Raw genomic sequence first — 14470 nt, 5'->3', positions numbered from 1 at the left:
ATATGGTGTGGATTGAATAGTGCAAATTGTTTTGTCAGCAACATTCCAAGCAAACAGTTGCGGGAAAGAATGTTGCTGAACAAACACTTTTAAATAATGTGAACAGCTTTTTTGAAGGGAAGTCTGGGGCCACGTTTTTGGCTGGAGGGCACGTGAATAAAACCAATATTGAGCAGTAAAAAAGATTTGTATTTGCCGTCCGCAAAGAAGCTGCTGTCGACATCGGCTGCGTTAAATCCTGACATTGGTCCGACCGAGAGTCCCAGTGCCCTGGCGGCGATAATCAGGTAGCCCGCTTGTAACGCCGCATTGAGCGTGGCTGTGGGTGTGATCCAGTCTGGTGATTTTTCAAAAAAACTGCGTGCGTCATAGGCGGGAAACTGCTCGGTCAGTTCATGATGGAATTGGGTGTCGTAAGCCACAATCAGATTCAATGGTGCTGCTAAGGTTTTTTCACGATTGGAAGAGGCGAGGTGAGGTGCCAGTTTTGCTTTCTGTTCGCGGCTACGGATAAACAGGTATCGGGCAGGTTGTGCATTGAAGCCGGTCGGGCCCAGTTTCACCAGGTCGTATAGCTGTTGAATCAAGTCGTCGGTGACTGGAGTCTGGTTGAATTGGTGTTCGCTATGGGCGGCAGTGAATAGTTGCTTGAGTGAGGTTTCTGGTAAAGCAGACATAAATAAGGGTTCCTGTATGAGGTAGATAGATGGTGTGCTTTCGCCAGCAAATGGCATACCAGCCATTTGCGTGGATATTTGTTGCAGCAGCAACAAAACAGGTGTGCTCATGTTGCCATGACAGCAGTTGGATGTTGGTAGTGATGCTGTTGTCTCGTTTGAGGCGGGCGATCTGCTTGTTTGCAATAGTGATGAGAAATCAGGCAGATACTGGGTTGCGGTGATGGCGCCAGGCCGTATGGAGGAAGTTGGCATGTTGTTTGCCATTAAGCCTGTTATTTACATCACGACAGAGGCTGCCATGAGTCAACCCTTATCCGACCAAAGTAAGCGCATCAATTTGTGGTACACACGCTGCGGCGCAGCAACGGCTTCCGCGCTGGCGATTCGCCAGCAATGGTTGCAGCAAGAGTTCGCCGGGCCAGGCACACAGCTACATTCGCTGCGCGACTCTGAAAGCCTGGAAGTCAGAAATTCCCATTATCACCACAAGCAATCCGGCATGTTCCGCGAAGGTGGCAATATTCCGCCGATCTGGGCCAAAGGCCAGGGTCACGATACGGTGGTGGTTGGCATCACCTGGCTGGATGAGTATCAAGGCATTATTGTGCGTGAGGATAGCGATATCCATACCATCAACGACCTCAAAGGTAAGCGGCTGGCGATTCCAGACCATGCGCAAGCCGTGATTGATTTCCAGCGTGGCGCGGCACAACATGGCTTTGCCACGGCATTCGCCTTGCACGGCCTCACCCCTAAGGATGCTAAATGGGTAGATATTCCTGCACCCAGTTATGATTTGAGCGACGGCCCCAGAGCCGAGCGCAACAGCTTCCGCCATGTTGAGCTGGAGGCATTGAACGCGGGCGAGGTCGATGCCATTTTTGTGCGCTTTGCACGTGGCGTGCGTTTGGCCAACACACCTGGCTATCGTCAATTAATCAATATTAATGAACATCCTGATCCACTGGTGCGTGTCAATAATGGTACGCCAAGACCTGTGACGGTCGATCGTGCTTTTCTGCAATCGCACCCGGATATTGTAGATCGCTACCTGGCGGTGCTGTTGCGCACTGCCATCTGGGCCAAGGCGCATCCGCAAGAGGTGTTGCAACTACTGACCCCCGAGGCGCAGAGCGCCAGTGTGTCTGAAGTGATTGCCTCGCATGGGGCCAATGTACATCTTTCATTTACACCGTCGCTGAGTGAGCAATATGTCAAAGGCCTGGAAGTGCAGAAGAATTTCCTGCGTGACTGGGGCTACATTAAACACGACTTTGATATCCAGGACTGGATAGATCCGGCGCCGCTGCAACGGGCTGCGCAATTGGTCAAGCAGCAACCGGAATTTACAACCTTTGAAGCCGCGCAAGCCGCGTAAGTTATTTAAACAGGAGACTTAAACCATGAGCGAAATCGTGACAGATTCAGATTTAATCAAATATGTAGAGCAGGCCAAGGCCGATGCTTTGCATTCTTTCAATTTCTTGAAAGAAACCGGCACCTTGTCCGCGACCTGGACTTACCACATCACGCACAAAATCCCAGGCCAGGACAAATTGCTCAATATCCGCTTCCCATGGCCATGGGAGCGTTCACGTGATCCAGTCGTGAGCATTGATACTTTCTCTGAAAAGAAAGATCACATCCTGCATGAATCCCGTATCGATGCCGACACCGTGATTCATGCGCATACGCCTTACCTGGCGGCGTGGTCACTGGCGCAAATCAACTTCCCGATTTTGTATGTGGCGGCGCAGCGTTATTTGCTGGCGCGCGAGATTCCTAACCATCTTGACCGCACCCGCAGCATCCTGTCGATTATTTCCGAGCGCCTGGATAACCATCCCGAACTGGCACCACCGCCAGCCTTACTGGAGTCCAATGGCGGCGCCAATATCTGGGGCAAGGGCATTATCGGCACCTCACAGCTGGTACTGCTGGTTGAAGAGGCTGCACGCTTCCAGTCACTGGCTGAACAAGTCGGTGGCGCTAAAGAATACACGCCGGGTGCACTCGAAGTGCAATGGAAACGCACTGGCCTGGTAGAAAAAGCCAAGCAATATTCCGGACGTTTTATTGCCGATCTGCTCAAGCAAAAAGCAGCTTAATTTTATTTTTCTGTCAGTCGGGGCAAGGTCAGCTTGTCCCGACTTTTTATTGAAAGTGTTGATCATGAGTCAGAGCAAAAAAAGGCAATTGGCCCTGAATGTATTTTTGTTACGTTACGGACACCATCCGGCAGGCTGGCTGCACCCGACATGGACGGAGAACGGGCGCCCGGATTTGCAGTGGTGGATACGTGCTGCCCAGATTGCTGAGGCCGCCAAGTTTGATACTTTTTTTGTGGCTGACTTTATTGGTCGTTCGGGTGTGATAGACAAACAGTCCGTCAAGAACCCAAATAACTTTCACTTCGAGCCATTTACTTTACTGTCGGCAATTGCTTCTCAGACCAAAAATATCGGCCTGGTAGCGACAGTGAATACTAACTTTTCTGACCCATACAATGTGGCGCGCCAGTTCACCTCACTCGATCACCTGAGCGGTGGCCGCGCGGGCTGGAACGTGGTGTCGTCATTGAATCCTGTCACTGCCAAAAACTTTGGCATAGAAGCACCGATTACCCATGAGGAGCGCTATGAGCGCGCCAGTGAGTTTATCCAGTTAACCAAGGCGTTGTGGGATAGCTGGGATGACAATGCGTTTGATCACCCTAACCGCCAAAGCGGGCAGTTTTATGATCCGGCTTCGGGCCATCCGGTCAATTTTAACGGCCAGTATTTCAAGTCAGAAGGCCTGCTGGATTTCCCGCGGCCGATTCAAGGTTACCCGGTATTTGTGCAAGCAGGTAATTCTGAGACTGGTCGCGAATTTGCTGCACGCGAAGCCGAGATGACCTATAGCTCGGCCACGTCTTTAGAGGTGGCCAAGGCTTATTATGCCGATGTGAAATCACGCATGGCCAAATATGGCCGCGCTGAAGACCAGCTCAAAATTACGCCTGGCCTGAACGTCGTTGTCGCTGAAACGGATCAGGAAGCACAGGACAAATATGGTGAGTTGCAGGCATTGGTCGATTTTTCGGATTTAGAGTTTGGCGGGCAGGATTTATCCAAGTACCCACTCGATGGCCCATTGCCAGACCTCGCTTATGATCCGGGTGAGAATGGCCGTGGCCGTTTTCAGCAGCAACTCGAATTAGCTCGCCGTGAAAACCTGACGATTCGTCAACTGGTACTGAAATTCCGCGTGGCGCGTGGTCATTTGCAAGCGATCGGTTCGGCGAAAAGCGTGGCTGACACCATAGAACAATGGTTTGTGGAAAAAGGAGCAGATGGCTTTAATGTGGTCCCGCCATATTCGATCAAAGGCCTGGAGGACTTTACGCGTCTGGTGGTGCCAGAATTACAACGTCGCGGTATCTTCCGCACAGAGTATGAAGGTAAAACCTACCGTGAGAATCTGGGTTTAAACCGGCCGGAAAATGCCAATACCGCGGCACCTCAAGCACTGAAAGCGGCATCATAAGTCTATTGATATCTGGCGTCTACGCAACATGAAAATCCACATCATGGGCGCTTCAGGCAGCGGCACTACCACGCTGGGACAGGCGCTTGGCCGCACCTTATCACTCAGGCATCTGGATACCGATCACTACTACTGGCTGCCGACACATCCGCCCTATCAGGAAAAGCGGCCGCCATCGCAACGGCAAGCGTTACTCCTCACGGATCTTAACGCTGAAACAGGCGTGGTGGTGTCGGGGTCGCTGGTGGGGTGGGGACCGGAAATTGAAAATGCATTCGACCTTATCGTATTTTTATATCTGCCCGCCAGTATTCGAGTGGCGCGGTTGCATCAACGCGAAGTCGCTCGCTATGGCAAAGTCGATCCGGCTTTTTTAACGTGGGCATCACAGTATGACGAAGGTCAGGCAGAAGGTCGCAGCCTGTCGAAGCATCAGGCCTGGTTGGCTGAGCGGACAAGCCAGATATTGCTTCTTGAGCAAGACTTGACGGTGGCCGAGCGCATGGCAGCCGTCATTGCTGCCATACACCACCTATCACCTCAACCGGCTGCTTTTGGCAGCCATTTTATTTAAACAAGATCAGGACCATCATGGCAAGCACCGCCCGCCAACTTATTCTTAATGTGTTTTTTCAGCGTTTTGGCCACCACCCTGCCGGGTGGCGTCATCCTAGTTCTAAGGATGATGGCCGCCCTAATCTTGACTGGTGGCTGCGCGCCGCCAAACTGGCAGAAGATGCCAAATTTCATACCTTCTTTCTGGCTGACTTTATTGGCCGGTCGGCTGAAGTGACACCGCAGACAGGTCGCAGTGGCCTGAGCTACCAGTTTGAGCCACTCACCTTGCTGTCAGCGATTGCGGCTTCTACGCAACATATCGGCCTGGTGGCGACGGTGAATATCAATTTTTCTGACCCCTATAATATCGCCAGGGAATTTACCTCGCTGGATCACTTGAGTGGCGGTCGTGCGGGTTGGAATATTGTCTCGTCGTTTAGTGGCGCCACCGCCGCCAATTTTGGCCTGGAACAAGACCGCGCGCATGATGAGCGCTATGCCCGTGCGGCCGAGTTTGTTGGACTGACCAAAGCCTTGTGGGATAGCTGGAATGATGATGCATTTGACCATCCCGACCAGAAAACGGGCGTGTACTTTAATGCCGACAGTGCGTATCCGGTGAATTTTCAAGGTAAATATTACCGGTCTGAAGGCCTGCTGGATTTCCCGCGGCCATTACAAGGCTACCCTGTGTTCGTACAGGCAGGCAATTCAGAGACCGGGCGCGAATTTGCCGCTCAGCATGCAGAAATGACCTATTGCTCAGCGACTTCGCTCAAGGTCGCGCAGGAATACTATGCTGACGTCAAAGGGCGCATGGCCAGATATGGCCGTGACCCGGATCAACTCAAAATCTCTCCTGGCTTGTCTGTCGTCGTGGGCGAGTCTGACCAGGAGGCTCAGGATAAATTTGGCGAACTGCAAGCGGCAGTCGATTTCAGCCATATCGAATTTGGCGGCTATGACTTAAGCCAATACCCCCTGGATGAGCCTTTGCCAGACCTGCCTTACAAGCCTAGCGAAAATGGTAAGGGCAGATTCTTGCAGCAGTTAGAGCTGGCGCGTCGTGAAAATCTGACCATTCGCCAATTGGTACTCAAATTCCGCGTCGCGCGCGGCCATTTGCAGGCCATCGGTTCAGTGAAAACCGTGGCCGACCTCATCGAGCAATGGTTCGTCGAAAAAGGTGCGGACGGTTTCAACGTGGTACCGCCTTTATTGCCGCAAGGTTTTGAAGACTTCACACGACTAGTGGTTCCCGAATTGCAGCGCCGTGGCATTTTCCGCAAAGACTACAGTGCGGGCACATATCGCGACAACCTCGGCCTCAATCGACCTGCGAATCCATATCAGAAATAGCGGCTGTTTGATGCAAGTGGTTGAACTCATTATTTTTGATTGTGATGGCGTGCTAGTCGATAGTGAGTTAATTGTTAATCGGGTTTTTTTAGAGGCGCTCAATCAAGCGGGTGTGCCCATCACGCTCAATCATTTACTTGAACGGTTTGTTGGGCACTCTTTGGAGCAATGCTTAACGATGGTTCATGATCAATACGGTGTGGCATTGGGGAGTAACTTTGTTGCGGAATATAAAGTAAAACGCGATCTGGCATTGGCGCAACAGGTCAGGGCCGTTGATGGAGTTGAGGCACTGATTAATCAATTGACAATACCATTTTGTGTGGCATCAAACAGTGAAGCGCAAAAAGTACATACCATGCTCACGCTCACCGGCCTGATAGGCTACTTTGCCGGAAAGATATTGAGTGCAACTGACATGTCCAAACCCAAGCCTGCACCTGATGTGTATTTAAAAGCGGCCGCCATGTTTGGAGTGAGTCCGGCACATTGCCTGGTGATTGAGGATACCCCTACTGGAGTGAAAGCCGCGGTGGCAGCGGGCATGCCTGTGTTTGGCTATGCCGCACTTACGCCGAAACAGATTTTGCTACAGGCTGGCGCGGCGCACACTTTTTTCTCAATGACTGAAATACAGCAAACAATCAGTGATTTATTAATAAAGGAAACATCATGACGAGTACGTCACCAAAACGTTATAACAACACCGCGATTGTGCTGCACTGGTTGTTGGCACTGTTAATTATTGGCCTGTTAGTGGTCGGTTTCTTGATGCCTGACCTGCCTAAAACGCCGCTGCGCAAACTCATCTACAACTATCACAAGTCATTCGGTCTCATTGTATTTGCGCTGGTACTGTTCAGAATCTACTGGCGCCTCACGCATGCTGTGCCGGATCATGTGCCGGGCAGCCGCTGGCAAGTGCAGTTGGCACATTATGCGCATATTTTTATTTATGCGCTGATCCTGATTGTGCCAGGCGTAGGCTTGTTAGCGAGCGCATTTAATCATGGCTTTAACCTGTTTGTGTTTCATTGGGAACCGCTGTTTGCTATCGATAAAGATCTGGCACACAAGATCATGGGTTGGCATGGTGTGACCGCCTATGTGTTGGCCGGGTTGCTGAGCCTGCATGTTGCCGCGTTTGTCTGGCACCAGTTTGTGCAAAAAGATGGTTTGATCAGTCGACTCTGGTTTAGCTCTCCCCGTCACTGATTTAAATGTGTTTCCTGCAACAGCTGCCATCCGCAGCTGTTGGCAGCGCATCACACGCCCTGTTCCCCTCCTCTCGTGCTTTTGTCTTTAAAAATCCATAAGCTGATGATTTTAAATAAATAAGTTTAATTTCATTGTCGCTTGAAAAAGAAATCAACAGTTGGTACGGAAACTGCAATACCTCATCGACCAGATGTAGTCATCAACCTTGATCCCTTAGAAAATAATATGTGGCATTACCTGTTAAAACGCTTGCTGATGATGATACCCACCCTGATCGGGGTGATGACACTCACTTTTCTGGTGACCCAGTTTGTGCCCGGTGGGCCGGTCGATAGTGCCATTGCGCAAATTGATGCACAAGACGCACGCTCAGGTGCTGATGGTTCTTCCAGCACAGGTGGCTGGAGTTACAGTGGCAGGCAGGGCATCGATACGCAGCAGGTTGAACAACTCACTGCTTTGTATGGGTTTGATAAGCCTGTGCTGGAACGTTACTGGCAGATGCTGGTGAATTATGCGCACTTTGATCTGGGAGAAAGTTATTTCCGCAATCAGAGTGTCTGGGATCTGATTAAGGATAAATTAGGCGTTTCAGTGGCACTGGGCATCTGGACGTTTACACTGACCTACCTGATCGCCGTGCCATTAGGTGTCGCCAAAGCGGTCAGGGCCGGCAGCAGTTTTGACTTTATCACCAGTTTCCTGGTGCTGTTTGGGTACGCTATTCCTGGTTTTGTATTAGGTGTGCTGTTGATTGTACTGTTTGGCGGGGGGTCGTTCTGGGACGTGTTTCCGCTGCGCGGTTTAACTTCGGATAACTGGGCAGAACTCAGCCCGTTGGCCAAAACCACCGATTACTTGTGGCATATCACTTTGCCGGTGACGGCTTCCGTCGTCAGCACGTTTGCGTTCAAAACACTGCTGACGAAAAACACCTTTCTTGAAGAAATCCGCCGCCAGTATGTGCTGACGGCGCGTGCCAAGGGCTTGTCCGAGCGACAGGTGTTGTGGAAGCATGTGTTCAGAAATGCTTTACTGCCCTTGATCACTGGCTTTCCTGCTACGTTCATCATGGCTTTTTTTACCGGCAGCCTGCTGATTGAGACTTTGTTCTCACTGGATGGCCTGGGCCTGCTTTCATTTGAATCCATTAATAGCCGTGATTACCCGGTGGTACTGGGCACGCTATATCTGTTTACCTTAGTCGGATTGTTCATCAAGTTGCTGGGCGATTTTGCTTACGTATTGGTGGATCCCCGCATCAAGTTTGATCGTCAAGATTCGTAAGGCCGGAGTCATCATGAGTCAAGTTATTCCCCATCTTTCTCCTGCCCGTCGCAATTGGCAGCGCTTCAAGCGCAATCGCCTGGGATACTGGAGCCTTATTGTATTTGTCGTGCTGTATGTGCTGAGCCTGGCCGGGGAAGTAATTTCCAATGACCGGCCGCTGGTGGTGCGTTATGAGCAGCAATGGTATTTCCCTTTGCTTAATGAGTACCCAGAATCCATTTTCGGCGGCAATTTACCTATTAAGGCCGACTATCACGACCCGTTTATCAAGGCACAACTGAGCAAAGCGGGCAATTTTGCCATTTATCCGCTCAACCCTTATTACTACGACACACTCAACTATTTTTCCAAGGCCGAGCATTATCCTGGCAAGCCGGATGATGAAAACCTGCTAGGTACCGATATTGCCGGTTATGACATTCTGGCCAGACTCATTTATGGCTTCCGCGTCTCAGTCACGTTTGCGCTGGGCCTGACTGCGGTAGGTGTGGTGTTGGGTATCTTTTTTGGTGCCGTGCAAGGCTATTTTGCTGGCAAGACCGACCTGGTAATACAGCGCCTGATTGATATCTGGGGCTCCATGCCGGAGTTATACCTGCTGATTATTTTTGCCTCGATTTTTGATCACAGCTTGCTGTTGCTGTTTGGCTTGTTGTCGCTGTTTGGCTGGATCACTTTGTCTGACTATGTCCGCGCCGAGTTTTTGCGCAATCGCCAGCTTGAGTATGTGAAATCTGCCAGGGCTCTGGGCTTATCCAACACGCAGATTATCTGGCGCCATATTCTGCCTAACAGCCTGACACCGGTGATCACCTTTTTACCGTTTCGGATGAGCGCCGCCATTATGGCGCTGGCCAGCCTGGACTTTCTTGGCCTGGGCGTGACTGCACCAGCGCCCAGCCTGGGGCAGTTACTGCTACAAGGCAAGGAAAACCTCGACGCCTGGTGGATTGCACTGTCTTCTTTTAGTGTGTTGGTACTGACATTGCTGTTACTGACTTTTACCGGCGAGGCGCTGCGTAATGCGCTGGATACCCGCATTTCTGATGCCAGACAAGGTGGGACGTTGTAATGACACAGCCATTATTATCCATAGAGAATTTCTCGGCCCGTTTTGACCAGAAAACCGTGGTTGAACAGTTGAACCTGACCATACAAGGCGGCGAGCGGCTGGCCCTGGTAGGTGAGTCTGGCTCGGGTAAAACTGTGACGGCACTCTCGATTTTAAAGCTGGTCGAAGCGGCGCAATTGAGCGGCAAGATCGTGTTTAACGGCGAAAACCTGTTGCAAAAATCCGCGCGTGACATCCAGCGTGTACGTGGTGCCGATATTGCCATGATTTTCCAGGAACCGATGACGGCGCTCAATCCTTTGTTCACCATTGGCGAACAGATTGTGGAAACCATTATTGCCCATCAGGCCTTGTCACGTGCTGAAGCAACGCAGAAAACGCTGGAATTGCTCACGCGCACCGGCATCCGCCAGCCAGAAAAAAACATCAACAGTTATCCGCACCAGTTATCGGGTGGCCAGCGCCAACGCGCCATGATTGCCATGGCCTTGTCTTGCAAACCCAAGCTGCTGATTGCCGACGAGCCGACCACCGCACTGGATATGACCATCCGTGCACGCATCGTCAAATTACTGATTGAACTGCAGGAAGAAGACGTGCGTGCAAATGGCACGCAGGGGATGGCGATCCTGCTGATTACGCATGACCTCAACCTGGTGCGTAAATTTGCACACCGGGTGGCGGTGATGGAGCGTGGCCGCCTGGTGGAAACCGCCGATACGCAAACCTTGTTTGCGCAGCCGCAACATCCTTACACCATCAAGCTGATTAACAGCATCCCCGAGCGCAATGTGTTACCGGTGGCCAGTGATGCTAAAACCTTGCTGGAGGCACGCAAACTGCGCGTGGAGTATCCATTGCCCCGCAAAGGCTGGCGTGGTTTGTTGCAATCGCACAGCTTTACTGCCTTGCATGGCGCAGATGTGACGCTGCGTGAAGGTGAAACTGTAGGCATCGTTGGTGAGTCCGGCTCAGGAAAATCGACACTGGCGCAGGCCGTGCTCAACCTGATCAAGGTCAAGTCGGGCACCATCGAAGTTGATGGCGCACCGCTGTATCAACTGAGCAAGCGTTTACAGCGCGAAATGCGCGCCAGGTTGCAAGTGGTGTTCCAGGATCCGTTCGGCTCATTGTCTCCGCGGCAGACCGTCCGCCAGATCGTTGGCGAAGGGCTGGAGTTGCATTTTCCAGCGCTGACTGCCGAAGAGCGTTACACACGCATTGTGCAGGTGCTGTCCGAAGTGGGCCTCAGTGCACAGGTACTGGATTCTTACCCACATGAGTTTTCTGGCGGCCAGCGCCAGCGTATCGCGATTGCGCGCGCATTTGTGCTGTCACCCAAAGTCGTCATTCTCGATGAGCCGACTTCAGCGCTGGATGTGTCGATCCAGAAACAGGTGCTGGAATTGCTAGTGAGCCTGCAGAAAAAGTTTGGGCTGAGTTATTTGCTCATCAGCCATGACCTGACCGTGATCCAGGCACTCGCGCACCGCGTCTATGTGCTCAAGGATGGCGAAATCATTGAGTCCGGCGATACCGAGCAAATCATACACACGCCACAGCATCCTTATACACAGTCACTGGTGCAAGCCTCGCTTTAATCAAGATAAAAACAATATGCATATTCGATCCAATCATTCTTTATTGCCCTGGGCCTTGCTGATGGCGCTGTCTTTTGTGACAGGTGTCATGCTGCCTATGGATAGTGCTTTGTCTGCGCACGCCGTGGCTCAGTTTGGCGAGCCAAAATATCCAGCCGATTTCAAACATTTTGACTATGCCAATCCTGACGCCCCCAAAGGCGGCCAGATTCGTTTTGCCGTGATCAGCCAGAACAGCGGCTTTGATAAATTCAATCCATTCAGCCTTAAAGGCAAGCCAGCCCCCGGCCTGATTGAGCAGATGTTTGAAACACTGACGGTATACAGCCTGGATGAGATCAATACCCAATATGGCTTGCTGGCCGACGACATCAAGCTGGCGCCGGATTTCAGTGCCGTGACGTTTCATATCAACCCGTCTGCCAAGTTCTCCAACGGTGACCCGGTCACGGCCAAAGAGGTCAAACATTCGTTTGATACCTTGACCAATAAAGAAGGTAATCCACGCTTCAAGGCTTACTTCTCAGAGATTAAATCACTGACGGTGATTGACGCACAAACCGTGCATTTTGAATTTAAACGCAAGGGCAGGGATTTGTCGTTTGTGGCAGGCAGCCTGCCAATCTTTTCGCCCAAGTGGGGATTGAAAGCGGATGGTAGCCGTGTGCCATTTAACAAGATCGGCCTCGAAATCCCGGTGGCTTCCGGGCCTTATTTAATCGAGCGTGCCGTCAGTGGCCAGGGCGTGACGTATAGACGCAATCCCGCCTATTGGGGTAATCAGGTGCCTTCACGCGCGGGTAGTTACAACTTTGAACGCGTGATTTACCGCATTTATAAAGACACTGACACCATGGTCGCCGCGCTGCGTGCGGGGGACTTTGACTTTTTGAACGAAAACAAAATGCGTTACTGGTGCTGCCAGTATATTGGCAAGCGCTTTGATGAAGGCGAACTGGTCAAGGAGCTGGTGCCGCACCAGAATCCGGTCGCCATGAATGGCTGGATTGTGAATCTGCGCCGCGAAAAGTTCCAGGATCCGCGCGTACGGCTGGCCTTGAACTACGCCATGGACTTCGAGTTTATGAACCAGAAGATCTTTGATAACGAATTCAAGCGTGTGAATAGTTATTTTGCCTATAGCCCATTGGCGGCCAAGGGCGTGCCTAGCGCAGAGGAGTTGGCGATTCTGGAACCTTATCGCGACCAGTTACCGGCGGAAGTATTCGGCCCCATGCTGGAGCAGCCCAACACAAAGCCGCCAGGCAGTGTGCGGCAAAGCCTGACCAAGGCGCTGGAATTGTTAGGCCAGGCCGGTTGGCATAACCGCGATGGTGTGTTGCGCAACGCCAAAGGCGAACCGTTTGTGATTGAGGTGACTTTTGCTAACCGCGGGCAGACGCCTTATATGGATCCCGTGTGCTTGAATATGACCAAGCTGGGAATGATAGTCGTCAAACGGGTAGCGGATGCGGCCACCGCGCGCAGCCAGATGAGTAAGTTTGATTATGATTACACGACCATTGCATTACGCGAGGCCAGAATGCCTGGTGCTGAGCTCTGGCGTCAGTTCAACAGCAAGGATGCTGATGTCCCTGGCTCGGAAAACGTGATCGGCGTGAAGTCGCCCGTGGTAGATGCGCTGATCCAGAAGCTACTGGATGCCGATAGCCAGCATGAGCTGGAAATAGCCGCACATGCACTGGACCGCGTGCTGGTGCATAGCCATTACGTCATTCCGTGGCGCTACCTGACCAAGCATTACATGATCTATCACCAACGTTTAAAACGCCCGCAAGTGCTGCCCAAGTACTACGGTGCGCAAGAGTGGGTGCTGGCGTATTGGTGGGATGGTCAGCCCAATCATAACCATTCAAAATCTCATTAAGCGTGACTCAGATGCAATTACAAAAAAAAATCTTAATCGGGCTGGCAGGGGTGCTGTTATTTGCCGGGATCGGCAAAGGCTGGAGCGAGTTGCGTAGCAACCCGGCAGACAAAGGGGCGGCGCCTGCTGAAGCGACTGATAAAAATCCAGCTAAAAAGGGCGGTAAGCCCTTGTTCGTTTCGGTAGAGCAGGTCAAGCCGGGCACCATCCATGTGTATCACCAGGCGCTGGGCAACGTGACTTCATTTGCGACGGTGGCCGTGAAAAGCCGTGTCAATGGGCAACTGACCGCCATTCATTTCCGTGAAGGGCAGTTGGTCAAAGCTGGCGATCTGCTGGCCAGGATTGATGCCAAGCCTTTCGAGGCGCAGCTGGCGCAGATTCAGGGCCAGCAAGTGAAAGATAAAGCCCTGCTGTCGAATGCGGTGGCCGATCTGGACAGATACCAGACCTTATTGAAACAGGATTCGATTGCCGGCCAGCAGGTGGATGCGCAGGCTTCACTGGTGCAGCAATACAAAGGCGCCGTGCTGTCTGACACTGGCGCGGTGGAGAGTGCGCAGTTACAGGTAGCGTATACCAAAATCGTGTCGCCTATCAGTGGCAGGATAGGCCTCAGGCAGATTGATGGCGGCAATAATATCACCACTGCGGATACGCTGGCCGTGATCAACCAGATTTCCCCCATCGCCGTGACCTTTACCTTGCCCGAGAACATGGCGCAGGAAGTCAGCCGTTTGCTCGATCAGCGCGCCCATCACGGATTGCCGGTACTGGCGCTGGACAAAGGCAATACGCAAGTGCTGGCGCAAGGCAAGTTGCTGACACTGGATAACCAGATTGACCCTGCTACCGGCACGATTAAACTCAAGGCCGAATTTGCCAATGATAACAATGCTTTGTTCCCCAACCAGTTCGTCAATGTGCGCTTGCTGTTGAATACGTTGCCGCAGGTGAATGTGCTGCCGCCGGTTGCTATCCAGCATGGCAGCCAGGGTGATTTTGTCTATAAGGTTGACGCGCAAAATACCTTGCATGTGCAACTGGTGAAAGTCGGGCCCAGTGACGGCGATGCCGTGGCCGTGCTGAATGGCCTGAATGTGGGGGACCGCGTGGTAGTGAGTGGCCTGGATAAATTGCGTGACGGTGCCAAAGTGGTGGTGGCCGGTGGTAAAGGCAAACCTGGCGGCGGCAATGAATTTAAGCACTCTGGTGAGTTCAAACGGCCGGGTGCATTCCAGCAGTCTGGCGAATTCAAGCGCCACCAGTCATAGGC

At 52.0% G+C, this 14470-nt stretch carries 13 protein-coding genes; 12 read left to right on the top strand and 1 reads right to left on the bottom strand.

Annotated elements, in window-relative coordinates:
* Positions 1-89 precede the first annotated feature (89 nt).
* Positions 90-788, bottom strand: coding sequence for a malonic semialdehyde reductase (locus B3355_RS06735; protein ID WP_292781810.1), 699 nt, complete (start codon positions 786-788; stop codon positions 90-92).
* Positions 789-804: 16 nt separating this feature from the next.
* Here B3355_RS06735 and B3355_RS06730 point away from each other — a divergent pair, with 16 nt between their 5' ends.
* The 12 genes from B3355_RS06730 to B3355_RS06675 all read left to right on the top strand — a co-directional run bounded on the left by B3355_RS06730 (position 805) and on the right by B3355_RS06675 (position 14468).
* Positions 805-2058 carry an ABC transporter substrate-binding protein gene (locus B3355_RS06730; RefSeq protein WP_292781807.1) on the top strand — a complete coding sequence of 418 codons (1254 nt, stop codon included), beginning with the start codon at positions 805-807 and terminating at the stop codon, positions 2056-2058.
* 25 nt (positions 2059-2083) lie between these two features.
* The gene (locus B3355_RS06725) at positions 2084-2788 is read left to right on the top strand and encodes a class II aldolase/adducin family protein (protein WP_292781804.1); all 705 of its coding nucleotides are present in this window, start codon (positions 2084-2086) and stop codon (positions 2786-2788) included.
* Positions 2789-2852: 64 nt separating this feature from the next.
* Positions 2853-4208: an LLM class flavin-dependent oxidoreductase gene (locus tag B3355_RS06720; protein ID WP_292781800.1), complete on the top strand. Its 1356-nt coding sequence runs from the start codon at positions 2853-2855 to the stop codon at positions 4206-4208.
* Positions 4209-4236: 28 nt separating this feature from the next.
* Positions 4237-4782: an AAA family ATPase gene (locus tag B3355_RS06715; protein WP_292781797.1), complete on the top strand. Its 546-nt coding sequence runs from the start codon at positions 4237-4239 to the stop codon at positions 4780-4782.
* A gap of 17 nt (positions 4783-4799) precedes the next feature.
* Positions 4800-6125, top strand: coding sequence for an LLM class flavin-dependent oxidoreductase (locus B3355_RS06710; protein WP_292781795.1), 1326 nt, complete (start codon positions 4800-4802; stop codon positions 6123-6125).
* A gap of 10 nt (positions 6126-6135) precedes the next feature.
* On the top strand, positions 6136-6801 hold the full coding sequence (locus B3355_RS06705; protein ID WP_292781791.1) for an HAD family hydrolase: 666 nt from the start codon (positions 6136-6138) through the stop codon (positions 6799-6801).
* A complete protein-coding gene (locus B3355_RS06700; protein WP_292781788.1) occupies positions 6798-7340 on the top strand; it encodes a cytochrome b in 543 nt (180 codons plus the stop codon). The genes B3355_RS06705 and B3355_RS06700 overlap by 4 nt, the downstream gene beginning before the upstream one ends.
* Before the next feature lie 228 nt (positions 7341-7568).
* A complete protein-coding gene (locus B3355_RS06695) occupies positions 7569-8630 on the top strand; it encodes a microcin C ABC transporter permease YejB (RefSeq protein ID WP_292781785.1) in 1062 nt (353 codons plus the stop codon).
* Positions 8631-8643: 13 nt separating this feature from the next.
* On the top strand, positions 8644-9705 hold the full coding sequence (locus B3355_RS06690; protein WP_024930747.1) for an ABC transporter permease: 1062 nt from the start codon (positions 8644-8646) through the stop codon (positions 9703-9705).
* Positions 9705-11306 carry an ABC transporter ATP-binding protein gene (locus B3355_RS06685; RefSeq protein ID WP_019883235.1) on the top strand — a complete coding sequence of 534 codons (1602 nt, stop codon included), beginning with the start codon at positions 9705-9707 and terminating at the stop codon, positions 11304-11306. Before B3355_RS06690 ends, B3355_RS06685 begins: the two co-directional genes overlap by 1 nt.
* Before the next feature lie 16 nt (positions 11307-11322).
* On the top strand, positions 11323-13194 hold the full coding sequence (locus tag B3355_RS06680) for an extracellular solute-binding protein (RefSeq protein WP_292781780.1): 1872 nt from the start codon (positions 11323-11325) through the stop codon (positions 13192-13194).
* 11 nt (positions 13195-13205) lie between these two features.
* Entirely contained in the window at positions 13206-14468 is a 1263-nt protein-coding gene (locus B3355_RS06675) for an efflux RND transporter periplasmic adaptor subunit (protein WP_292781777.1), read from the top strand.
* Positions 14469-14470 lie beyond the last annotated feature (2 nt).

This window comes from Methylophilus sp. UBA6697, from assembly GCF_002454655.1.
GTDB lineage: Bacteria > Pseudomonadota > Gammaproteobacteria > Burkholderiales > Methylophilaceae > Methylophilus.
The sequence above is the reverse complement of the archived record's forward strand: the minus strand, read 5'-3'. Positions and strand labels throughout refer to the sequence as shown.